The organism is Brevibacillus sp. NPDC003359 (genome assembly GCF_042878995.1).
Taxonomy (GTDB): domain Bacteria; phylum Bacillota; class Bacilli; order Brevibacillales; family Brevibacillaceae; genus Brevibacillus.
Genome location: NZ_JBIAOR010000001.1, coordinates 1,497,072 through 1,518,998 on the forward strand (window position 1 = coordinate 1,497,072; position 21,927 = coordinate 1,518,998).

At 48.3% G+C, this 21,927-nt stretch carries 24 protein-coding genes; all 24 read right to left on the reverse strand.

Features of this window, described 5'->3' with window-relative positions:
• Nucleotides 1–48: 48 nt before the first annotated feature.
• The gene (ylqF, locus tag ACFYU8_RS06830; RefSeq protein WP_390294598.1) at nucleotides 49–942 is read right to left on the reverse strand and encodes a ribosome biogenesis GTPase YlqF; all 894 of its coding nucleotides are present in this window, start codon (nucleotides 940–942) and stop codon (nucleotides 49–51) included.
• Between the two features lie 28 nt (nucleotides 943–970).
• A complete protein-coding gene (gene lepB, locus ACFYU8_RS06835) occupies nucleotides 971–1,534 on the reverse strand; it encodes a signal peptidase I (RefSeq protein ID WP_017249364.1) in 564 nt (187 codons plus the stop codon).
• A gap of 135 nt (nucleotides 1,535–1,669) precedes the next feature.
• Nucleotides 1,670–2,017, reverse strand: a complete 348-nt coding sequence (gene rplS / locus ACFYU8_RS06840; protein WP_007719703.1) for a 50S ribosomal protein L19 — start codon at nucleotides 2,015–2,017, stop codon at nucleotides 1,670–1,672.
• A 167-nt stretch (nucleotides 2,018–2,184) separates the two neighbouring features.
• Nucleotides 2,185–2,916 carry a tRNA (guanosine(37)-N1)-methyltransferase TrmD gene (gene trmD / locus ACFYU8_RS06845; RefSeq protein WP_390294595.1) on the reverse strand — a complete coding sequence of 244 codons (732 nt, stop codon included), beginning with the start codon at nucleotides 2,914–2,916 and terminating at the stop codon, nucleotides 2,185–2,187.
• A gap of 12 nt (nucleotides 2,917–2,928) precedes the next feature.
• The gene (gene rimM / locus ACFYU8_RS06850) at nucleotides 2,929–3,456 is read right to left on the reverse strand and encodes a ribosome maturation factor RimM (protein WP_390294593.1); all 528 of its coding nucleotides are present in this window, start codon (nucleotides 3,454–3,456) and stop codon (nucleotides 2,929–2,931) included.
• Entirely contained in the window at nucleotides 3,453–3,890 is a 438-nt protein-coding gene (locus tag ACFYU8_RS06855) for a YlqD family protein (RefSeq protein WP_390294591.1), read from the reverse strand. Before ACFYU8_RS06855 ends, rimM begins: the two co-directional genes overlap by 4 nt.
• 86 nt (nucleotides 3,891–3,976) lie before the next feature.
• Nucleotides 3,977–4,204, reverse strand: a complete 228-nt coding sequence (locus ACFYU8_RS06860) for a KH domain-containing protein (protein ID WP_007719711.1) — start codon at nucleotides 4,202–4,204, stop codon at nucleotides 3,977–3,979.
• A gap of 23 nt (nucleotides 4,205–4,227) precedes the next feature.
• A complete protein-coding gene (gene rpsP / locus ACFYU8_RS06865) occupies nucleotides 4,228–4,500 on the reverse strand; it encodes a 30S ribosomal protein S16 (protein WP_007719713.1) in 273 nt (90 codons plus the stop codon).
• A gap of 113 nt (nucleotides 4,501–4,613) precedes the next feature.
• Nucleotides 4,614–6,026, reverse strand: coding sequence for a signal recognition particle protein (gene ffh, locus ACFYU8_RS06870; RefSeq protein WP_390294589.1), 1,413 nt, complete (start codon nucleotides 6,024–6,026; stop codon nucleotides 4,614–4,616).
• Nucleotides 6,027–6,036: 10 nt separating this feature from the next.
• Complete coding sequence (locus ACFYU8_RS06875) at nucleotides 6,037–6,375, reverse strand: putative DNA-binding protein (protein ID WP_390294587.1); 339 nt, start codon at nucleotides 6,373–6,375, stop codon at nucleotides 6,037–6,039.
• A 143-nt stretch (nucleotides 6,376–6,518) separates the two neighbouring features.
• Nucleotides 6,519–7,526, reverse strand: a complete 1,008-nt coding sequence (gene ftsY, locus ACFYU8_RS06880; RefSeq protein ID WP_390294584.1) for a signal recognition particle-docking protein FtsY — start codon at nucleotides 7,524–7,526, stop codon at nucleotides 6,519–6,521.
• A gap of 45 nt (nucleotides 7,527–7,571) precedes the next feature.
• Nucleotides 7,572–11,144: a chromosome segregation protein SMC gene (smc, locus tag ACFYU8_RS06885; RefSeq protein WP_390294582.1), complete on the reverse strand. Its 3,573-nt coding sequence runs from the start codon at nucleotides 11,142–11,144 to the stop codon at nucleotides 7,572–7,574.
• Between the two features lie 259 nt (nucleotides 11,145–11,403).
• Nucleotides 11,404–12,090: a ribonuclease III gene (gene rnc / locus ACFYU8_RS06890; protein WP_026043146.1), complete on the reverse strand. Its 687-nt coding sequence runs from the start codon at nucleotides 12,088–12,090 to the stop codon at nucleotides 11,404–11,406.
• A 54-nt stretch (nucleotides 12,091–12,144) separates the two neighbouring features.
• The gene (fabF, locus tag ACFYU8_RS06895; protein ID WP_390294579.1) at nucleotides 12,145–13,386 is read right to left on the reverse strand and encodes a beta-ketoacyl-ACP synthase II; all 1,242 of its coding nucleotides are present in this window, start codon (nucleotides 13,384–13,386) and stop codon (nucleotides 12,145–12,147) included.
• 138 nt (nucleotides 13,387–13,524) lie between these two features.
• Nucleotides 13,525–13,758, reverse strand: coding sequence for an acyl carrier protein (gene acpP, locus ACFYU8_RS06900; RefSeq protein ID WP_005834336.1), 234 nt, complete (start codon nucleotides 13,756–13,758; stop codon nucleotides 13,525–13,527).
• An 85-nt stretch (nucleotides 13,759–13,843) separates the two neighbouring features.
• Nucleotides 13,844–14,584 (reverse strand): 3-oxoacyl-[acyl-carrier-protein] reductase, encoded by a 741-nt coding sequence (gene fabG, locus ACFYU8_RS06905; RefSeq protein WP_047068008.1) that lies wholly within the window; start codon nucleotides 14,582–14,584, stop codon nucleotides 13,844–13,846.
• Nucleotides 14,578–15,528: an ACP S-malonyltransferase gene (fabD, locus tag ACFYU8_RS06910; protein WP_390294577.1), complete on the reverse strand. Its 951-nt coding sequence runs from the start codon at nucleotides 15,526–15,528 to the stop codon at nucleotides 14,578–14,580. The genes fabG and fabD overlap by 7 nt, the downstream gene beginning before the upstream one ends.
• A 2-nt stretch (nucleotides 15,529–15,530) precedes the next feature.
• Complete coding sequence (locus ACFYU8_RS06915) at nucleotides 15,531–16,547, reverse strand: beta-ketoacyl-ACP synthase III (protein ID WP_390297208.1); 1,017 nt, start codon at nucleotides 16,545–16,547, stop codon at nucleotides 15,531–15,533.
• 5 nt (nucleotides 16,548–16,552) lie between these two features.
• Nucleotides 16,553–17,560 (reverse strand): phosphate acyltransferase PlsX, encoded by a 1,008-nt coding sequence (gene plsX / locus ACFYU8_RS06920; protein ID WP_390294575.1) that lies wholly within the window; start codon nucleotides 17,558–17,560, stop codon nucleotides 16,553–16,555.
• Between the two features lie 13 nt (nucleotides 17,561–17,573).
• Complete coding sequence (fapR, locus tag ACFYU8_RS06925) at nucleotides 17,574–18,164, reverse strand: transcription factor FapR (protein ID WP_390297205.1); 591 nt, start codon at nucleotides 18,162–18,164, stop codon at nucleotides 17,574–17,576.
• 126 nt (nucleotides 18,165–18,290) lie between these two features.
• Complete coding sequence (locus tag ACFYU8_RS06930) at nucleotides 18,291–19,259, reverse strand: ABC transporter ATP-binding protein (RefSeq protein WP_390294573.1); 969 nt, start codon at nucleotides 19,257–19,259, stop codon at nucleotides 18,291–18,293.
• A gap of 11 nt (nucleotides 19,260–19,270) precedes the next feature.
• On the reverse strand, nucleotides 19,271–20,059 hold the full coding sequence (locus ACFYU8_RS06935; RefSeq protein WP_390294571.1) for an ABC transporter permease: 789 nt from the start codon (nucleotides 20,057–20,059) through the stop codon (nucleotides 19,271–19,273).
• Nucleotides 20,035–20,844, reverse strand: a complete 810-nt coding sequence (locus ACFYU8_RS06940; protein WP_390294569.1) for an ABC transporter permease — start codon at nucleotides 20,842–20,844, stop codon at nucleotides 20,035–20,037. Before ACFYU8_RS06940 ends, ACFYU8_RS06935 begins: the two co-directional genes overlap by 25 nt.
• Before the next feature lie 184 nt (nucleotides 20,845–21,028).
• Complete coding sequence (locus ACFYU8_RS06945) at nucleotides 21,029–21,790, reverse strand: DeoR/GlpR family DNA-binding transcription regulator (RefSeq protein ID WP_390294567.1); 762 nt, start codon at nucleotides 21,788–21,790, stop codon at nucleotides 21,029–21,031.
• Nucleotides 21,791–21,927 lie beyond the last annotated feature (137 nt).

Sequence of the window (21,927 nt, forward strand, 5' to 3'; positions counted from 1 at the left end):
ACCTGCCTACCGTATATGCGATAGACAGGTTTTTGATGGCTGAAAAGCTTATTCTGGAAAAGATACTGGCTTACCTATCGGTTCGTCCATTTCCCAGTCAATCGGGCGCTCGACAGAGATCGTTCCCAGCTTGCCAGAACGCAGCTCACGCAGAAAAATTTCCGCTGCCTTGTCGTAGTCGATATTTCCGCCAGAAACGAGGCATCCGCGCTTCTTCCCGATTTCTTCGAGCATTTCTACTCGATCCTCAGGCAATTCTTTTAGCTTGAAGCGTTCGATCAGGCGTTCCGGATAGTAGTGCATCATGTAGCTGATGACGAATAATGCTACCTCCGTAAAATCGATGAGCTCGTCTTTAATTGCCCCACTTGCCGCCAATCTCAGACCTACCATCTGATCTTCAAATTTCGGCCAAAGAATACCAGGTGTATCGAGCAGCTCCAGTGTATCGCCCATTTTTACCCATTGTTGCGCCTTGGTTACCGCTGGACGATCACCTGTTGCCGCTACCGAGCGCTTGGACAAACGGTTTATGAGGGAAGACTTCCCAACATTGGGGATTCCCAAGATCATGATGCGGATGGCACGACCTTGCATCCCCCGCTCGCTGCGCTTTGCCAGCATGTCAGCAGCTAGCTCCTTACACATTTCTGGCAGCTTACTGACGCCTTTTCCACTCAGGGCATCAATCGGCAATGTGCGAATGCCTTGTTTGCGAAAATAAGCAATCCACTCATCTGTTGCCCGATCATCTGCCAAATCTGCTTTGTTAAGCAATATTAAACGTGGTTTATCACTGACAATCTCATCAATCATCGGATTACGGCTGGAAAGCGGCAGACGTGCATCGAGAAGCTCAATGACTACATCGATTAATTTCAGCTTTTCCGTTACTTGACGACGTGCTTTAGCCATATGGCCAGGAAACCATTGGATCGTCATGATGTCTCACCTACCTTGAAGCTTTACGTTATCTTGTCAAGCGAATTCCCGCAACCGGCCAAAATGTAAATTCAGCTCTACCAACAACCGTACTGACGGCAACAGGACCGATGGCTCTGCTGTCATGACTGTTCAACCTGTTGTCGCCCATCACAAAGATATGGTCTGCTGGTATTTGGACAGGGGGAAAATCGTGGGTAAAGAACGGCTCTCCCTGCTGCTTCGCTTGTTCTTTAAATTGTGCAAGATACGGTTCCTCTACCACTTTGCCATTGACCAGCAGCTGATCGCTTTTGACCTCAACTGTATCACCCTCAACAGCAATGACTCTCTTGATGTAATCCCGTTCCTTTTCAGCATGGAACACGATGATTTCACCAGGCTTTGGATCTTGCAAAAAGTAAATAGCCTTGTTTACCACTAATTTTTCGCTATTATGTAATGTACTTTCCATGGATTCGCCTTCTACAATAAACGGTGCGAACAAAAAGGTACGAATGAGAAACGCCAAGACTAAAGCGATCCCAAGTGCCTTTATCCATTCCCATAGTTCATTTTTCTTCTTATGACTGGAGGTAATTTCTTCGCTCATAGCTTACGATCCTCCCATGAAAGCTCGTCCAACCTTAGCTGTAACATATGTCAAGATGAACTATTTTATTTCAAGATCGTTAAATGGAAAAAAGAGGCCTGGCAAGCAGGCCAGTCCTCTTTCTAAGCGTTACGCTTATCGACGAATTTCTTTAATACGAGCTGCTTTACCTACGCGATCGCGCAGATAGTACAGTTTCGCACGACGTACTTTACCATGACGCACGATTTCGATCTTGTCGATCTTAGGCGTGTGTACTGGGAATGTACGCTCAACACCTACGCCGTAAGAAATCTTACGAGCAGTAAATGTTTCGCTGACACCTGTACCGCGACGGCGAATGCATACGCCTTCGAACAGCTGGATACGCTCACGCTGACCCTCGATAACCTTAACGTGTACACGAACAGTGTCACCAGGTCGGAACGCAGGAATGTCCTGTTTCAGTTGCGCTTTTTCCAGTTCACGGATAATTTGGTTCATTTGAATTTCCTCCTTCCGATAGACGTTCTTACTCGTCTAACCCATAGGTCCAGCCGCTTGGGCTGCGTTACGAGTAGCGGACCGCCTTAGTCAGCGGGCAAAATTGCCACAAGAAATATAGTAACACAGTAGGCACAAATCTACAAGACTCTTCTCCTATTTGTTCCCTACTTTTTTTCTTGTTCCAATTCAGCCAATAGCTTTTTCATTTCAGCTGTCAGCGCAAGCTTTTCCAACAAATCTGGACGCCGTGCTTTTGTTCGACGCAGCGATTCTTTTAACCGCCAGCTTTCAATATTGGAGTGGTGCCCCGACAACAGTACGTCTGGCACCTTCCAGCCACGAAACTCAGCCGGTCTTGTGTAATGAGGGTATTCGAGCAGTCCCGTTGAAAAGGAATCTTCGACAGCTGACGTCTGGTTGCCCAACGCTCCTGGTTGCAAACGAACGACACTGTCAATGACCACCATCGCCGCGAGCTCTCCCCCTGTCAGAACGTAGTCGCCAATCGAAATTTCATCTGTGACGAGATGCTCCCGAATTCGCTCGTCGTACCCTTCATAATGACCGCAAATGAAGACAAGGTGCTCTTCTTGTGCTAACTCTTCTGCCAGCTTCTGATGATAAGGCACACCCTGTGGACACATCAGAATCACTCGGGGTTTTTTCTCTCCCGTCAAGGCTTCTACGGCCCGGAACAACGGCTCTGGTTTCAAGACCATTCCTCCACCACCGCCATATGGGGTGTCGTCTACCGTACCGTGCTTGCTCTCAGAGAAATCGCGAAAATTGGTGACGTGAAAATCAACCAGGTCTTTTTCGCTTGCTTTTCCCAAAATGCTGCTGGACAAGACGCCTGTAAACATCTCGGGAAAGAGCGTAAAAATATCGATCCGCATCTGAAATTCCTCCTACAGCAAGCCTTCCATCAGATGGCAGACCACACGTTTGTTCGCGATGTCCACTTCCTTGATGCATTCATCGATGTACGGCAGCAGAATTTCTCCACGTTTCCCCTTCACTACCCACACATCGTTTGCTCCTGGCTGCATGACATCCACGATTTTCCCCAGTTCTTCGCCCTCGTCGGTTACCACAACGCATCCGACGAGCTGATGAATGTAGAACTCGTCCTCTTCTAATTTCATCAACGCTTCCTCTGGAATTTTCAACTCTCCGCCCTTGTACTTTTCGACATCGTTAATATGCTCATAGCCATGAAAGCTCACAATTTCAAAATTTTTATGAGAGCGGCGAGAAGCGATTTTCAATTTTAGCGGCTCACTAAGTGTCGGATGGAACAAGTACAGCTCATTTCCTTTGCGAAAACGCTGATCTGCAAAGTCAGTCGTTGGTGTTACACGCACTTCACCACGCAGGCCATGCGTATTAACCAGTTTGCCTACTCCGTAAAAACTATTTTGGCTCAACGTGTTCATTCCTCCTTTTCTTTGTTCCCATTATTCGTTTGTAACCGAATCTCATGCACCAGGCCATCTTTTATCATGATTTCCGTTCCGGACATTATTTCATCCCATACATCGCCCTCTTGAATCGTGACAGGGCTTTGAACAGTCTGGTAATCGATCTCGCTACCCTCTGGGAGATTCTCTACCTGCTGGAGAGTATATGTCAGGTTATCTATTTTTTCCTTGCGTCGACGCTCTTCTTGTGCGATTTTTTCTTGCGCCAATGCATATGTATCCGCAGACTTTTTCTTCGCCTCGGTTAAAAGCTTTTTCGATTGAAACTGCCACTGCTCCCACTCTTTACGCTCCAAACGAAGTCGCTGGCTGTACTGATCAATGAGAGCAGCACGTGATGCTTCCGTAATGATCAGTTTGACTTGTACTGTCCGAAATATACTAAGCACCTTCGCCACTCCTTTCGGAAAAAGCATCATGGTTTATGAGCATCTTGGATACTAGAAAAAAGACTGGGAAAGCTCCCAGCCTTTTCTCATACAATTTCAACCGTGACACGCTTGTCCGTTTCCACGGAAGCAGCGATCACGACCGTGCGCAGGGCTTTCGCGATTCGACCTTGCTTGCCAATAATCTTCCCCATATCATCAGGGTGCACCGACAATTCAAAGACGAGGGTTCGCTCTTTGTCCACTGCGTTAACACGAACCTCATTCGGATGATCGACGAGAGCTTTAGCGATCGTTTCGACCAGCGCTTTCATCATCAAACCTCCAGATGACCGACTTATTTGCCGTATTTGGTTTCGTGCACTTTTGCCATAACGCCTTCTTTGGAGAGAAGGTTACGAACGGTATCAGTCGGAGCTGCACCATTCAGGATCCATTGTACCGCTTTGTCGGTATCAATTTTCACCACTGCCGGTTGTGCAACCGGATTGTAGTAACCGATTTCTTCAATGAAACGGCCATCGCGAGGGGAACGGGAGTCAGCTACTACTACACGGTAGAAAGGAGCTTTCTTGGAACCCATACGCTTAAGACGGATTTTTACTGCCATGTTGTGTCACCTCCTGTATTAATCAACGCTAGAAGAGCATCTGCGTTGGTGCTACTATATCTGAACCATCGCGGCCAGCTGACAAGTCAGTGTCGCGAAGAGATCATGCCTACTCACTTGAACGGTGGCTTGAAGTTAAAGGGGAAGTTCATCCCGCCTTGGTTGTTGCCTCCGCCTTTACCCATGAACGGTAATCCTAAGCCTTTTTTCTTCGACTTCTTGACCATCTTGTCGGCAGCGCCTGAGAATTGCTTCATCATCTTTTTCATTTCCTCGAATTGCTTGAGGAAGCGATTGACTTCTTGAATGCTCGTTCCGCTTCCGCTTGCGATGCGCTTGCGACGGTTGGCATTCAATAAATCAGGATTAGCGCGCTCTTGTTTGGTCATGGATTTGGCGATCGCTTCAACGCGGGCAATCTGCTTCTCATCCACGTTCATTTTGCCCTTCATCTTGTTCATTCCTGGCAGCATGCCGAGAATGTCTTCAAAAGGACCCAGGTTACGAAGCTGCTGCATGGAATCCAGGAACATGTCGAAGGTAAACTCACCTTGACGCATTTGGCGTTCCATATCGCGTGCTTTGTCTTCATCCACGGATGCCTGTGCTTTTTCAATCAGGCTGAGTACGTCACCCATACCCAAAATACGAGAAGCCATACGATCCGGATGGAACGGTTCGAGCGCATCCAGCTTTTCACCCATCGCCGCGAATTTGATCGGCTTGCCAGTGACAGCTTTGACGGACAGTGCCGCACCGCCTCGGGTATCACCGTCGAGCTTTGTGAGAACCACACCAGTCAGTTCGAGCTGGCTATTAAAGCTCTCTGCTACATTGACGGCATCTTGACCTGTCATCGCATCCACGACGAGCAAAATCTCATCGGGCTTGGTTACCTCGCGAATCTGCTTCAACTCGTCCATTAACGCTTCATCAATATGCAGACGACCTGCGGTATCGATAAGAACTACGTCGAGATGATTCGTCTTCGCGTGTTCAATCGCTTGGCGAGCGATATCAACAGGACTGACTTGATCACCGAGAGTGAAGACGGGAACATTCAATTGCTCCCCTAAAACCTGGAGCTGCTTGATCGCAGCAGGACGGTAAATGTCCCCTGCCACTAGAAGCGGCTTGCGGTTTTGCTTTTGCAAGTACTTCGCCAGCTTACCAGTTGTGGTCGTTTTACCTGCCCCTTGCAGACCTGCCATCATAATGACAGTTGGCGGGCGGTGAGACATCGTGAGCTGAGCGACATTGCCACCCATCAGAGCGACCAACTCTTCATTCACGATCTTGATCACCATTTGACCAGGCGTCAGGCTCTTCATGACTTCCTGACCAACTGCGCGCTCCTTGACACGAGCAACGAAGTCTTTTACTACTTTAAAGTTAACGTCTGCTTCCAACAGGGCCAGACGAACTTCACGCATCGCTTCATTCACGATGGTCTCGTCTATTTTCCCTCTGCCGCGCAGTTTGTCAAACGCGTTTTGCAGCCGATTGGCTAAGCTCTCAAACGCCATGCGAGCCCTCCTAATCCATCTCTGACAGTTGGTGGAGCAAAGTGTTCAGCTCGTCTCTTGTCTCGCTCTCCGAAAGCTCATTTACAAGTTCATTCATGCGATTCAACACGGCCATGCGTTTTTCATGACGCTCAGCGAGTTGAAGCTTCTGATCGTATTCAAACAGTTGCTTCTCTGCCCGCTTAATATGATCATAAACAGCTTGGCGGCTGACCTCATGCATCTCGGCAATTTCTCCGAGCGATAAATCGTCCAGATAATACAGCTCAAGATATTCTTGTTGCTTGCCCTTGAGTAGCGGCGCGTAAAAGTCAAACAAGAGATTGACTTGATTGGTCTTTTCTAACATGAAACCAATCCTTTGCTATGAGGTACTCGTTCCAAAACTGTAAAGTCATTTTCTTTACAGCACGTAGATTATAGTACCTAATTCCACACCTAGTGTCAAGGTTTTTTATTGACATCATTTTTTTATCTTCCAAACACTATGTTTTACGTGTTTTCCTGCTGTTCTGTTTCATCTTTTTGAATCAATCCAGCAAACAGGGCATGAACAAATTGCTCTGGATCAAACTGCTGCAAGTCATCCATTCTTTCACCCAAGCCGACGTATTTCACAGGAATGTTCAACTCGTTGCGAATCGCAATGACGATACCGCCCTTTGCTGTACCATCCAGTTTGGTCAGGACTAAACCTGTTACACCAGCAGACTGTCCAAACGTTTTCGCCTGTGAAAGCGCATTTTGCCCAGTAGTAGCGTCCAAAACTAGCAGGACCTCGTGCGGAGCTCCTGGCAATTCGCGTTGCAATACGCGGTGAACCTTCGCCAGCTCTTCCATGAGATTGACTTTGTTTTGCAAGCGGCCTGCGGTATCGCACAACAGTACATCGACCTGTCGGGATTTCGCTGCATGAATCGCATCGTAGATTACTGCTGCCGGATCAGAGCCTTGCTGCTGCTTGATTACGTCGACACCTACGCGCTCTCCCCAGACTTCCAGCTGTTCAATCGCTGCCGCGCGGAACGTGTCACCCGCTGCCAGCAGCACTTTTTTATTCTGCTGCTTGAACATATGCGCCATTTTACCGATCGTGGTCGTTTTCCCTACTCCGTTTACCCCTACGAACAAAATGACGTTCAGGCGACCGTCCTCTACGTTCAGAGTCGTATCCGCGGCATCATCATTTTTCAAAAGGGCAACCAGTTTTTCTGAGAGAATCGGCTGTAGATCAATCGCATCCTCGATTTTTTGCTTGCGCACTTCTGTACGCAGGTCGTCAATGAGCTCCATCACGGTATTGACGCCCACATCGGACGTAATCAAGATTTCTTCTAATTCATCAAAAAAGTCATCGTCGATCTTTTTATAGCGACGTACCAGATCCTCTACTTTTTCTACTAGCAGGTCTCTCGTTTTCGCCAGACCATCTGTAAACTTCTGGGTGACCTCTTCGGACTTTTGGACAATAGCATCACGAAGGCGCTTGAAAAAACTCATGTTCATCTTCCTTTGCGGGTAATATCAATTGAATGGCAAATCCGTTTAAGAGGCTGATTCGATAAACTTGTCACTGTCCTCCAGCTTCACGGAGACGAGTTTGGACACGCCGCCCTCCTGCATCGTGATACCGTATAGCACGTCTGCGCTCTCCATGGTGCCTTTTCTGTGTGTGACGCAAATAAACTGGGTCTGGTTGCTGAAATGGTGCATGTACTCGGCGAAACGGTTAACGTTTGCCTCATCCAAAGCGGCTTCTACCTCATCCAATACACAGAATGGCACTGGCTTCACACGCAGGATGGCAAATAGCAAGGCCATTGCAGTCAACGCACGTTCGCCCCCGGATAAGAGCGCAAGATTTTGCAGCTTCTTGCCAGGTGGCTGTGCCACAATATCGATACCCGTCTCAAGCAGGTTATCTGGGTTGGACAGTACGAGATCTGCGCGTCCTCCTCCAAACAGTTGGACAAACACGTCGCGGAATTGCTCCGAGATCGCATCAAATGTTTCTTTGAAGCGGCGCGACATCTCTGCGTCCATTTCTTGAATCACTTGATAGAGCATGTCTTTTGCTTCATTCAAATCAGCTTCCTGCGAGCTTAAGAACTGCTGACGCTCGGACAAGCGCTCATATTCCTCAATCGCGCCGAGATTCACAGTGCCAAGTGCCCCAATCTGCTTTTTGAGACGATTGACCACTTGTGTCTCTTCCTGAATCTCGCCACGTGCCGGATATTTTTGCTTCGCCAGGTCGTAGCTCATTTCGTATTCTTCGGAGAGTTTTTTCAACAGATGATCGAGCTCTACCTCGTTGCGGTTGACTTTTACTTCTTCCTGATGGAGCTTTTCCTCGAGCGATTTAACCTCGCGGCGGATTTCCTTCACCTGCTGTTCTACTTGCTCCTGTTTGTAAAAGAGAGTCGCCCGCTCACTTCGCCGCTCTTGAATCAAGCCAGCTACACGGTCTTTATCCTGACGCAATTCGCTAATGCGCTGATCCAACTCAAGCCCGGACGATTCGTTCGTACGTTCCAGCTCATCAAGAGATGCCAAGTTCGCATTTTGCTCTTCCCATTCGTGCTGCAACTGACTTTTTTGCTCCTGCAAGCGTTCTGTTTGCTCCAAGCGTGATTGATACTCTTGCTTGACCTGCGCATTCAGTACTTTGAGACTGGTTATTTTTTGATTCATTTCTTCTTTGGATTCGAGCTGCTCCTGGCGTTTCGCCTCTGCTTCTGCAATCCGCGCACCGAGCTCTTTTTCCTCTTGCTCCATGGCAGTCAAAGAGGCTTGGAGCTGCTCTTGCTTGCGCTTGGCTTCTTCCATCTCGCGGCGATAGCCTTCAATATCTTGTTCAACAAGCTTTGCTCGCTCGCCCAAGGATCTGCCTTCCGATTCTTTTTGCTGCAAGAGCCCTTTTACTTCCTGTTCTTTCAGTCGCAGACTCTCGCCTTCTGTACGCAGGGCTTCTTGCTCCTGCTCCATTTGCGTCAGTTCCTTCGTTAGCTGCTCCATTAAGGTAGTATGCCCAGAAATTGCCTGGTCGATTTCTACCAGCTGCGTTTCCAACTCTTCTGATTGACGGTTACGTCCAAGCAGGTTCGTGCTGTTCTTTTTCAAGGCCCCCCCTGTCATGGAACCACCTGCATTCACGATATCGCCTTCCAGCGTCACGACGCGATAGCGGTAGCCAAGCGTACGGGCTACACGGTTTGCCTGCTCCAGCTTTTCCGTAATAATGACGTTGCCCAACAGACCTTCGAGAATGGGTCGGTACGTTTCCTCAAAGGTCACGAGCTCACTCGCGATTCCGACGACTCCGCTCTCCCCTTCCAGCTGGCGCTTATCGCTTGCCTGCAAGGTGCGAGGACGGATGACATCGAGCGGTAGAAATGTCGCCCTACCTGCATTGTGCTGCTTCAAGTGAGCAATGGCTGCACGACCTGATGCTTCGTCGTCCACAACGACGTTTTGCAGTGCGCCACCCAATGCGACTTCCATCGCCGTCTCATATTGCTGTGGAACGACAACGAGCTCAGCCACCGCTCCATGAATTCCTTTGAAGCCCCGCTCGCGTGCTTTCAAAATTTCTTTTACCCCTTGCTGAAACCCTGCGAACTCCGACTGCATTTCTTTTAACAGGTCAAAACGCGACTTGGCTGCTTCCCGCTTTTGTTCCCAGTGACGCAGCTCTCGACGGGCTGTTTCGAGGCGGGCTTGTCCTTCGCGCATGCCCTCGACAAGCTCTTTGTATCTGACGCCTGTTTCTTGAATGGTAGAGACGATCTTCTCCAGTTGATCGTGGAGCTGGCTCAGCTGAGCTTGTCGCTGCTCTTCTTCCTGATCGAGCTGTTTCTTTCCAGACAACTGACGTTCCACTCGTGCCTCGCTTGTCTTGAGAAGTTGCTCTTGATGGCGATTTTCGTTGCGCAGATTCGCCATTTCGTTGAGCTTTTCGAAGTAATCACTCTTCAATCGCTCTACATCATCTGTCAGAGATTGCACCATGGAAAAAAATTGACCTTCTGCTTCTTGCAACGAAGCGTGGGCTTCGGTCATTCGGCGATCCGCTTCCTTGGCCCGCTCTTGTTCTTCTGCCAGTTCTGCCTCAAGACCGTGCTGCTTCTCTGTAATCCGATGCATTTGCTCCATCGTTTGCTGGCGATTGGCATTGAGATTGCGCATACGCTCCCGCAATACCTCACGTTGTCCTTCGACTTTCTCAGTCTCTTCACTGACTGTCAAAAGTACTTGTTGCAGCTCTTCGATAGATTGGTCAATTTGGGTGACATGAAAACGTGCCTGCTCCAAATCAGCTTCTTGCTTGGATGCTTCGGTCGTTTGTCCAATTAACAGGTGCTTGAGTTCCTCTACGCTTCCTGTGGCTGCTTCCCACTTCGTGTGAGCTGCTTCGATTTGTTGCACGTAAAGAGCTACCTCATGCTCAATCAGCTTGCGATGAAGCTCCTTGTACGTCTTGGCTGTTTCTGCCTGTTCCTGCAAAGGTCCGATCTGCTCCGTAATTTCACTGACGATATCGTGAATACGCACCAGATTTTGTTCGGTGTCATCGAGCTTTTTCTCAGCCTCGCGCTTGCGTGTTTTGTATTTGACGATTCCGGCTGCTTCTTCAAATATTCCACGGCGATCCTCGGACTTGGTACTGAGAATTTCCTCAATTTTTCCTTGACCGATAATGGAATACGCTTCTTTTCCCAGCCCGGTATCCATGAACATCTCCATGATGTCTTTTAGACGGCAGGATCTGTTGTTTATGTAGTACTCACTGTCACCAGAACGATACACTCTGCGGGTAACGGAAACCTCCGAATATTCCACATCGAGTGAACGATCAGTATTGTCCAAGGTGAGTGTCACTTCTGCGAAATTCACTGGCTTGCGCTTGTCACTACCCGCGAAAATAATGTCTTCCATTTTCGCTCCACGCAATGACTTCGCGCTCTGTTCCCCCAGTACCCAGCGGATTGAATCAGAAACGTTACTTTTCCCACTACCATTCGGTCCAACTACGGCTGTTACCCCTGGTACAAATTCCAATTCCGTGCGATCGGCAAAGGACTTGAATCCAGCCAGCTCCAGGCGTTTCAAATACATACTTACGGTCCTCCTTAAGAAACCATCCAAGACTGCCTGCCAAACTGATAGATTTCAAACATGCAAGGATCGGATGGTACCCGAAAAGAAGCCCCTGCATCGAACAGGAGCTACCTACTACGAGCCTACATGGTCATCTGTAGGTAAGTGTATCATAGATAGCAGTCATCTCGCAGTATTTTCCCTATGTTTCCCACTCGAAAGAAAAAAGCTGCACCATCTTATAGCAGATGATGCAGCCCTTCTCACTGACGAATGATTATTTATCCCCCAGCTTGACCAACGCTCGTGCGGCAGCTTGCTGTTCCGCTTCTTTTTTGGAACGGCCCGAGCCGATGCCAAGCGAACGATTGTTCAAAAGCACCTCAGATACGAATTCTCGATTATGAGCTGGTCCTTTTTCTTCTACAATTCGGTAATGGATGTCTCCCAGATTGTCTTGTTGAACAAATTCCTGCAACTGGCTCTTGAAGTCGGTTACCTGGGCAAACTCTCCCTTGTCGATGCGCGGGTAAACGTATTTTTCCATAAAGGAAAAGACAGCATCTAAGCCCTGATCTAAGTAAAGCGCACCTACAAATGCCTCAAAAACGTCCGCTAGCAAGGCTGGTCGCTGACGTCCACCTGTCAGCTCCTCCCCTTTTCCCAGCAATACGAGATCGCCAAAATTTAACAGTTCAGCAAACTTGACGAGAGAAGGTTCACAGACAATGGCCGCACGCAGCTTCGTCATTTCCCCTTCGCTCATCTTCGGAAAAGTTTTATATAGAAACTGGGAGACGGTCAATTCCAACACAGCATCCCCCAAAAACTCCAGCCGCTCATTGTCTGATATTCGTTTGCCGCGTTGCTCGTTCACGTAGGAAGAATGGGTGAATGCCTGCCGCAAAACACTTTCATCGCGAAAGCGAAAGCCTATCGTTTCTTGCAGCTGTGCAAAATTCATCACCCTCACCACCATTCCAGGAGACTGCCTACTTTTTCTCTCAGTAGGGCTCATTTATGCTTCGTATCGCTTCAGGATTACCGTTGCATTGTGACCGCCGAATCCAAATGTATTGGAAACAGCCACATTGACGGTCGCCTTGCGCGCATGATTTGGAACATAGTCCAGATCACATTCTGGATCCGGGTTTTCCAAGTTGATTGTTGGAGGCAGTACTTGATCACGCAACGCATATGCCGTCGCTATTGCCTCGATACCACCTGTAGCACCCAACAGATGGCCTGTCATCGATTTGGTCGAACTGACAGCCAGCTTGTAGGCATGCTCGCCAAACACACTCTTGATCGCTTGTGTTTCTGCGATATCGCCTTGGCCAGTGGAGGTACCATGTGCATTAATATAGTTTACCTCAGATGGGTCTACGCCAGCGTCTTTCAGCGCGCTTGCCATGCAACGTGCCGCCCCTTCGCCACCAGGAGATGGAGAAGTAATATGGTGAGCATCTGCACTCATCCCGTAGCCAATGACTTCCGCGATGATCGTTGCTCCACGTTTTTTTGCATGCTCGAGCTCTTCCAGGATCAGAACACCAGCGCCTTCACCCATAACGAAGCCATCGCGATCTTTGTCAAACGGACGGCTTGCTTTTTGTGGCTCATCGTTACTGGTGGACATCGCCTTCGCTGAGCAGAAGCCTGCAAATGCCATTGGACGCACGGTTGCTTCTGCCCCACCTGCGATCATGACATCTGCGTGATCGAACTGAATCAGACGCAGTGCATCACCAATCGCATTTGTACCTGTCGCACAAGCGGTAATCGCACTGGAAGTCGGTCCTTTAGCACCGTATTGGATGGATACTGCTCCAGACGCCATGTTCGCAATCAGCATCGGAATGAAGAACGGACTTACACGACGTGGCCCCTTCTCCAAAAGTACAGAATGCTGTTCTTCCCATGTAGACAGACCACCGATTCCGGACCCGATGTATACACCCACTCGTTCCGCATTTTCTGGCGTGATCTCCAGTTTCGCATCTTCTACAGCCATTTTGGCAGCAGCTAATCCAAACTGAACGAATCGGTCTGTACGTCGAATATCTTTCTTGTCCATATATTGCTCAGGATCGAAGTCTTTCACTTCGCCTGCAATTTGCGTTGGATAATCAGAAGCGTCAAAAGCAGTCAGACGGTCAATGCCTGATTTTCCTTCCAGCAAGCTGTTCCAAAAAGTCTGCGCGTCATTTCCCACTGGAGAAACGACACCAACACCCGTAATCACCACTCTGCGTTTCATTGTGCAATCACCTCTATATGAAAGTCCAGCAGTCAGCTTCTTACATTCACTTCATGCAAAACGTGTATTTGTTTGAAATATGTACAGGTGGCTATTGAAGGAGAAGTCCCGTATGGTACGGGACTTCCAACAGATCAACTACTTGTGAGATTCTATGTATTTAACAACCTCACCAACAGAAGTGATCTTTTCAGCATCTTCGTCGGAAATCTCTAAATCAAACTCATCTTCGAGTTCCATTACGAGTTCAACCACATCCAGGGAGTCAGCGCCCAGGTCTTCTTTAAAAGAAGCTTCCAAAGTAATTTTGGACTCATCTACACCCAGACGATCGACGATGATTTTCTTCACACGCTCCAAAGTATCTGCCATCTTGCTTCACCCCCTCTCCCGTATTATAGTGGATGAGCTTTCAAAAAACCAGTTTTCGTGAAAACGCTCGATTGGGGTTTTCTTCCTACATGTACATACCGCCGTCTACATGCAGAGTTTGACCTGTCATGTAGTTCGCTGCATCAGATGCCAGGAACAGTACAACAGATGCGATATCATCTGTTTGTCCCAAACGAGCAAGCGGGATTTGGCTAGTCAATCCTGCTTTTACATCCTCCGGCAATACAGCAGTCATTTCTGTATCGATAAATCCTGGTGCGACAGCATTCACCGTGATGTTACGGCTAGCCAGTTCGCGAGCAGCTGTCTTCGTCAAGCCGATGACGCCAGCTTTTGCTGCCACATAGTTAGCCTGTCCTGCGTTCCCCAAAACACCTACCACAGAAGTGATGTTGATGATTTTGCCTGAACGTTGCTTCATCATTGGGCGAGTCGCTGCCTTTACGCAGTTGAATACACCCTTCAGATTCGTCGCAATCACATCATCCCACTCGTCTTCTTTCATGCGCATGATCAGGTTGTCGCGAGTAATTCCCGCATTGTTCACGAGAATATCGATCGCACCAAAATGATCCAGAGCAGCTTTGAACATGTCATTGACATCTTCTGTAGAAGAAACGTTCGCGCGAATCATGATGGCATCGCGGCCCATTTCTTTAATAAGCGCAACGGTCTCGCTTGCTGCCGCTTCACTACCTGCATAATTGACAACTACATTGGCGCCAGCTTCTGCCAGCTTCAATGCAATTGCACGCCCAATACCACGCGAAGCACCTGTGACGAGTGCTGTTTTTCCTGTTAGCATAGTACCCCTCCGTTCAAAAGCTCAGTAAGCGAATCCATATCCTGTACAGAGATAATCGTTGTATCCGCTGGTGCGATTTTCTTGATCAAACCGGCCAAAACTTTTCCTGGACCGATTTCTACAAAGGTCGTCACTCCTGCTTCGACCATCCATTGTACAGAATCCTCCCACAAAACAGGGGCGGAAACTTGTTGAACTAATTGATCCGCAATCGTTGTAGCCTCAGTCACTGGTCTAGCCGTTACGTTTGCCACTACAGGCACAGTTGCTTCTTGTACCGTAACGCCAGCCAAAACTTCTTGCAGTTTATCTGCTGCCGGCTGCATCAAGCTCGAGTGAAACGGACCACTTACATTTAATGGAAGAACGCGTTTTGCTCCCGCTTCTTTCGCTTTTTCACCGGCCAGCTTAACACCTTCGGCAGAACCAGAGATCACAATTTGCCCTGGGCAGTTCATGTTCGCCAATTGAACAGGATGTCCAGATGCTGTTACTTCTTCGCAAACCGCATGCAGTGCCGTGCGATCCATGTTCAAGACAGCGGCCATTGCACCTTGTCCCGCTGGCACTGCCTCTTCCATGAGCTGACCACGAGCTCGCACCGTTTTGACTGCATCAGTAAAGGACAAGGCCCCTGCTGCAACCAAAGCAGAATACTCACCCAAGCTGTGACCCGCTACGAACGCAGGCTTATAGTCAGGCAATTTTTCGTTCAATGCTGCCAAAACAGCGATGCTTGCTGTCAAAATAGCTGGCTGTGCGTTTGCTGTCAGCTTCAAATCCTCTTCTGGTCCTGCAAAACACAGTCCCGACAAGGAAAAGCCGAGCGCTTCATCAGCCTGCTCAAATATGCGACGAGCCGCTTCTGATTGTTCGGAGAGGGCTTGCCCCATTCCTACAAATTGTGAACCTTGCCCTGGAAAAACAAAGGCTACTTTACCCATTCCTACTTGCTCCCTTCTGCCGGGGTCGTGCACCACTTCAAGAGCGTCGCTCCCCAAGTCAAACCGCCACCAAACCCAACCAGAATAAGGTTATCGCCTTCTTTTACGCGACCAGCCTTTACTGCTTCATCCAACGCTACTGGAATCGAAGCAGAGGACATGTTTCCATAGCGATCCAGGTTAATCGCTACTTTATCCTCAGACAGACCGAAACGCTGTACGGCAGAGTCAATGATTCGTTTATTTGCCTGATGCGGCACCAACAGGTCGATCTCATCCTTCGATACACCCGCTTTGACCAAAACAGCTTCTGTTGCTGAATTCATGACGCGAACAGCGAATTTGAAAACTTCTCCGCCTGCCATGTAGAGGTAGTGCAATCCTTGTTCGACAGACTCAGCAGATGCAGGCGTTCTGGAACCACCTGCCGGCTGGCACAAGAGGGAACCGCCTGATCCATCTGCTCCAAGCTCAAAGGCCTGGAAGCCGTAGCCCTCGGTCACTTCACCGATAACAGCAGCGCCCGCACCATCTCCGAACAGAACACAAGTATTTCGATCTTTGTAATTCGTAATTTTGGACAAGGTCTCAACGCCTACGACCAATACTTTTTTATAAAATCCATTTTCAATAAACTGAGCCGCTGTCGTAATTCCGTACAAAAAGCCCGTGCAAGCCGCGGAAAGATCCATCGCAGCGGCACGTGTAGCACCCAGCTTTTCTTGCAGCAAGCAAGCAGTAGACGGGAACGACATGTCAGGCGTTACGGTAGCTACAATGATCATATCCAACTGTTCCGCGCTGATGTTTGCTTTATCGAGCGCTTCTTTGGCAGCCTCGTAAGCCAAATCGGAGGAAGCTTGCTCCGGTGAGCTAATGCGGCGTTCTCTGATTCCAGTACGGGAAACAATCCACTCATCAGAAGTTTCCACCATTTTCTCCAGATCAAAGTTCGTCAACACCCGCTCTGGGGTATAAGAGCCTGTAGACAAAATCCCTACTGAACGCTTTCCACTCATCTGCTTCACTCGCTTTCTCCCAAAGTATTTTTCTGTAATGATTGCTGGATAATCTCGTTCACGTCCTGCTGAATAAACCGCGTAGCACTGACGATCGCGTTTTTCATCGCGCGTTCATTTGAAGAACCGTGGGCCTTGATCACAGGGGATTTCAATCCCAGTAATGGAGCACCACCGTACTCCGCATAATCCATTTTCTTTTTGAAGCGAACCAATCCCGGTTTCAGAATAGCCGCTCCTACCTTATTAATCAGGCTGGAAGTAAACTCCTGTTTCAACTGCGAAAAGATTGTGGAGGCAGCACCCTCTACGGCTTTTAACAAAACATTTCCGACAAAACCGTCGCATACGAGCACATCACATGCTCCTTGCATAACATCGCGTGCTTCCACATTTCCTACAAAGTTCAAGTCAGCTTCTTGAAGGAGAGGAAAAACAGCTTTCGTCAGCTCGTTACCTTTTCCCTCTTCCGTTCCGACGTTGAGCAAACCGACTGTCGGACGCTCGAAGCCCAACACTTTTTCAGCATACAAGCTACCCATCAGCGCGTATTGTACGAGCTGATGTGGCTTAGCATCCATATTGGCACCAACGTCCAGCGTCAATGTTACCCGGCCTTTTGTATTTGGGATATAGGCACAAAGCGCAGGCCGCTCGATTCCATCCATGCGACCTGCGTATAACAAGCCTGCTGTCATTAATGCACCCGTATTCCCTGCAGAGATCATCGCGTCCACTTTTTTCTCGCGCGCCATCTCAACAGCTACGACCAGCGAAGAATTTTTCTTACGCCGAACAGCTCGAACCGGTTCATCATCTGGCATAATCACTTCCGCTGTTGGAACGACTTCGATGTTTGCCGGCAGATCTTGCGGCAAGTGGTTCCGAATAGCCTGTTCATCTCCCACCAATACAACCGTAATGGCTGGGTTTTCCTTGATGGCAGCTAACGCCCCTAATACAGTACTCTTCGGTGCGTGATCGCCGCCCATCGCATCCACTGCAATTCGCAACCGTGACTCCTCCTTACTCCTCATCCATGCTGTTATTGTAACGCGACATTTCAACCACACGGAAGGTGGCGGTAAAGACTAATTCGCCTTGGACCTTCGTCTCTACACGCACCTTGCATTCGTCGCCGCTACGGCTTCTCACCACTGCTTTGGCAACCAATTTCTCTCCTGCTCGTACAGGACGGACAAAGCGGATTCTCGCCGTTGCTGTCAGCGCTACCTCTGCGTTGATTACTGCTACTGCCAATGAGTTGGCCTGAGCAAATATATAATGCCCTCTGGCAATTTGTGTTTTCGAAAAAACGTGCTCATCTTTAATTTCCAGTACGGAAATGGCCTGTGAATCGAGCTGTAGATCAATTATTTCACCGATGATTTCATCGATGCCCAGTGCTTTTACAGGATCAAGACTTTTCTCTGCGACTGTCTTGATACGTTCACGCAGCTCCGGTATTCCTAATTCCAGTCGGTCTAAACGTATGGTTTGAATACTGACGTGAAATAACTCAGCCAGATCTTCGTCCGTCGCAAATGGGTTTTCCGCCAGATACTGCACTAAGCGGGACTGGCGATCTTTTTTTGGCAAGCGGGCGATGCCGAACACCCCCTGAGCAGGATTCAGTTCTACTATGTATGATTGCGATCTGTTTTTAATACCTGGTACCAAAACACAGTATAAGGGAGAAGGTGTGGAATTACAAGTGTCGATCACGAAAATAGGTAGCCTTCCCTAGCGATAAATAAGCCGAATGATCTCCTCAATCCCCGGTTCTTTCATCTGAATGTCCAAAGGCTCACCCCAGCCCGCCACATCGGCAAGGATTCTTGGCGAAGAGATTTTTCCTTTGTCGAAGTAAATCGAAAGCACATTCTCTGATAGCTCCATCCGCTCGATTCCCTCTAGCTCGTAAAGCTTTTCAGGCGGTTGTCGAAATTCAATTCGAATAAGGCTTGGCAGCCCTATCTGGCGTCGCAAATCGGCCAAGCTCGTATCCATCATCTTTTTGCCATGATTGATCACGATGATCCGGTTACAGAGTTGCTCAATATCGTCCATATCATGAGTCGTCAATAGAATGGTCTTCTTCTGGAACTGATTCACTTCTTTCAAAAAGGCTCTGATGCGTGTCTTCGCGACCACATCCAACCCAATCGTAGGCTCGTCTAAAAACAGGACAGGCGGATCATGCAACAAAGCCGCCGCTAAATCAGCTCTCATCCTTTGCCCTAATGACAACTTACGTACTGGCGTATCAAGGAATTCATGTAGATCCAGCAGTTCTTGATACGCCTCCATCGATCGCCGATATGCCTTGTCCTCAATCTTATACATTGCTTGCAAAATTTCGAAGGAATCTCTGACTGGCAGATCCCACCACAGCTGTGTTCGCTGCCCAAACACCACACCGATTTGTGAGGCTACTTGAATTCTTTCCCGCTGCGGACTATATCCGCCTATTCGTATTTCCCCATGACTGGGATGAAGAATTCCTGCGAGCATTTTAATTGTCGTCGATTTCCCCGCACCATTCGGCCCGATATATCCGACGAACTCGCCTCTGTCTATGGAAAAGGAGATATCGTGGACGGCTTTGACTTCCTTTCGTTCACGAGAAAAGAGTGTTCGTAGAGAAGCAAAGCGCCCCTCTTTCGCTTTTGTCAGGAAAAATGATTTTTCAATGTGCTTTGCTTCAATCATGTTACCCCTCCTTAGCTCCCTGTACTGTGGTAGTGTCGAATCCCGACATTCCACAGCATACGAGAGAAATAAAAAGCAATCGCTGCGGCCACAGGGGTGAGTAACGGATAAAACCATTCTCCCCCTTTGCCCAATAGCGTCAGCATCGGCAAATAATTCATATACGCAATCGGAATCGCTGAGAAAAACAGCCATTTGAGCCAGTTTGGATATAGCCCGATCGGATAATTGGAAGCATTGGCTGGCGCATAAATGGTAAAGGTCAGCAGGTCTTTCATCTGGTGCGTCCAAAAGGCAACTCCAGCCGTAGCCAGTCCAATCGAAAAATAAATTACTCCGCCAGACAAAATGGCAACCGGTGAAAATAGCGCCAACCCCACGATCGATTTCCCTTCCGCCGCAAGACCCGACAATGAGATGACCAAAACAGATACCCCTTGTACCAACCCTCCCACTCTCGACAAGTCAAGATTGCGTGTCAATAACAGCAGCAATGGTGAAACGGGACGGATGAGCAATTGATCGAGCTCCCCATGTACGATGTACTTCTCGAAGTCGTTGATTTCCGGGGCGAACAGTCGATACAAAGAGACAGATGCAGAGGAAATCCCGTAAAGCAACCCAACCTCGTAAATATTCCACCCAACTACATCGTTAAATCGGTACAAAATCGCAGATAAAATAATAAAATCAAGCACCATAATCATTCCGGTCGTGGCAGCACTCGTGACGAAATTCATCTTGTACTGCATTTGCGAGCGTATGCTGGCCGCGATCAATTTGCGATAGAGGGCAAACATGCGGTTATCCTCCTTGAATTTCTAGCTTTCTTCTTGCCATGTTCGTCACCAACAAAGCAACTGCAGTTAAAACGAGTGCCCAACCGACCTGTACAAGCATGCCATAAGGAGGTGCCAGCTCTAGCAAGGTCATGACTGGATAGAAAATCATCGCGGAAAAAGGCAAATAAGGTGCGACATTTCCAAATAAGCCCTGGCATCAAATCCAGCGGGATCATTTGTCCGCCCAACCCGAAAATCAAAGACAAAAGGATTAGGTGTACCCAGCGAATTTCTGTGGTCCAGAAGGAGGAAATGCCTGCGAGGTAAAAGAGTAGCATCCCTACGTAAGTTCCAAGCAGTAGCGAGAGGATAAACCAACAGTACGTGAGCGGATTGGAGGGAAAAAAGAAGCCTACCGCTAATCCAAGCAGCAAGCCAATCGGAACACTTCGATAAAAAGCGTTGTAAGCAAGTCTTCCAAACTCCTGACTGAGCATGTACCAGAGATAATGAACAGGCTTGATCATATCTAGACTGACAGCCCCGCTTCTTACTCCTATTTGCACATTCAGACCCGGGGACATAAATGTTGTCATCCAGAGAACGCTTTGGCAAATCGCGATGTAATACCCCATCGTCTTGACATCGTATGGACCATAGACTTGTTTTCCAGATAGGACACCTGTCCAAATGGCAATAAAAACAAGCCCAAAAATCGAGCTTGCGACATTGTTGATAACATGCGATAAACGATACTGAATATTTCGACGATAGCTCTTGCGAATAATCCGCCAATAGACCATAGAACCCTCCTCTTGGAAAAGTCAGGATTAATAGAATAGCAGGGACCGTACACGAATGCAAGAAAAAAAGAAAGAGCCCTTTCCATTGGAAGGGCTCTCCCTGATAAATCCATTTGCTGTCACGCTGGTCACCCATTCACGCCAGCCAAATGGAACTTATCCTCTTGTTTATGGATCAATAGCTTCATGTGGAAGCTACAATCACCTCTACATCGTTGGCATGCAAAGCCTCAGCCATTTCCTTTTCAGGCAGCTTATCGGTCACGATAATATCGATCTGGTCAAAACCGGCAACGCGATACAGCATGCTTTTTCCGAACTTGGTATGGTCGGTGAGTATGATCACTTGATCAGCACGCTTAATCATTTCTTTGATCAGAAAGCCGTGATCTTCCTGCGTGGACATGAGCCCTTCCTTGGTAAGACCGCATGCACCAACCAGTACTTTATCCACATGAAAATCAGCGAGGTTTTGAATCACGCGTGTACCAAGTACGCACTGATCCTCTGCATTTACGTCTCCGCCTAAAAGTTTGACAAAAACCCCTTCTTTTCGGGACATACTGGAGGCAGTGGCTAAAGAATTCGTGATGATGACATGATCGCGGGTCTGCAAGGATTCCACCGTGAGTTGAACGGTTGTGGACGCGTCGAGCAGCAAATAATCACCATCTTTGATCAAACGGGCCGCCGCCGCTGCAATGCTGCGTTTACCTGTCAAATCAAGCTGCATTCGTTCCTGATGGGAGTAGTTCTTTTTGTTGAGGCTGGGCAATACTGCTCCACCCCTGGTTCGCAAGATTTCTCCCTGCTCCTCCAGCTTTACGATATCCCGCCTCGCTGTGTCACGGGAAACCCCAAACTGCTCAACTACCTCTTGCACACTGATTCGCTGGTGCTTCTGTAAATACGCAAGAATTGCAGCCAGCCTCTCCTCTTGAAACACGAAGCCTCAACCCCATCCTTATCTTGCCTTCAGTATAAGTGATTTAAGTAAAAATTGCAAGTAATATTAAGCGTTCATAAGTAATCGTAAGTAATTTAAACAAACAAAAAAAGCAAGGCGATTTCTCACCTTGCTTT

Coding starts and splice junctions, on each gene's coding strand:
- smc (WP_390294582.1), bottom strand. CDS start 11,144: ATGTATTTGAAACGCCTGGAGCTGGCTGGATTCAAGTCCTTTGCCGAT.
- ffh (WP_390294589.1), bottom strand. CDS start 6,026: ATGGCGTTTGAGAGCTTAGCCAATCGGCTGCAAAACGCGTTTGACAAA.
- rplS (WP_007719703.1), bottom strand. CDS start 2,017: ATGAACCAAATTATCCGTGAACTGGAAAAAGCGCAACTGAAACAGGAC.
- ACFYU8_RS06935 (WP_390294571.1), bottom strand. CDS start 20,059: ATGTTTGCCCTCTATCGCAAATTGATCGCGGCCAGCATACGCTCGCAA.
- fabD (WP_390294577.1), bottom strand. CDS start 15,528: ATGGGTAAAGTAGCCTTTGTTTTTCCAGGGCAAGGTTCACAATTTGTA.
- ACFYU8_RS06940 (WP_390294569.1), bottom strand. CDS start 20,844: ATGGTCTATTGGCGGATTATTCGCAAGAGCTATCGTCGAAATATTCAG.
- acpP (WP_005834336.1), bottom strand. CDS start 13,758: ATGGCAGATACTTTGGAGCGTGTGAAGAAAATCATCGTCGATCGTCTG.
- ACFYU8_RS06915 (WP_390297208.1), bottom strand. CDS start 16,547: ATGAGTGGAAAGCGTTCAGTAGGGATTTTGTCTACAGGCTCTTATACC.
- rimM (WP_390294593.1), bottom strand. CDS start 3,456: ATGAACACGTTGAGCCAAAATAGTTTTTACGGAGTAGGCAAACTGGTT.
- ylqF (WP_390294598.1), bottom strand. CDS start 942: ATGACGATCCAATGGTTTCCTGGCCATATGGCTAAAGCACGTCGTCAA.
- rpsP (WP_007719713.1), bottom strand. CDS start 4,500: ATGGCAGTAAAAATCCGTCTTAAGCGTATGGGTTCCAAGAAAGCTCCT.
- ftsY (WP_390294584.1), bottom strand. CDS start 7,526: ATGAGTTTTTTCAAGCGCCTTCGTGATGCTATTGTCCAAAAGTCCGAA.
- trmD (WP_390294595.1), bottom strand. CDS start 2,916: ATGCGGATCGATATTTTTACGCTCTTTCCCGAGATGTTTACAGGCGTC.
- ACFYU8_RS06875 (WP_390294587.1), bottom strand. CDS start 6,375: ATGTTAGAAAAGACCAATCAAGTCAATCTCTTGTTTGACTTTTACGCG.
- fabF (WP_390294579.1), bottom strand. CDS start 13,386: ATGAAACGCAGAGTGGTGATTACGGGTGTTGGTGTCGTTTCTCCAGTG.
- rnc (WP_026043146.1), bottom strand. CDS start 12,090: ATGAATTTTGCACAGCTGCAAGAAACGATAGGCTTTCGCTTTCGCGAT.
- lepB (WP_017249364.1), bottom strand. CDS start 1,534: ATGAGCGAAGAAATTACCTCCAGTCATAAGAAGAAAAATGAACTATGG.
- ACFYU8_RS06860 (WP_007719711.1), bottom strand. CDS start 4,204: ATGAAAGCGCTGGTCGAAACGATCGCTAAAGCTCTCGTCGATCATCCG.
- fabG (WP_047068008.1), bottom strand. CDS start 14,584: ATGCTAACAGGAAAAACAGCACTCGTCACAGGTGCTTCGCGTGGTATT.
- ACFYU8_RS06930 (WP_390294573.1), bottom strand. CDS start 19,259: ATGATTGAAGCAAAGCACATTGAAAAATCATTTTTCCTGACAAAAGCG.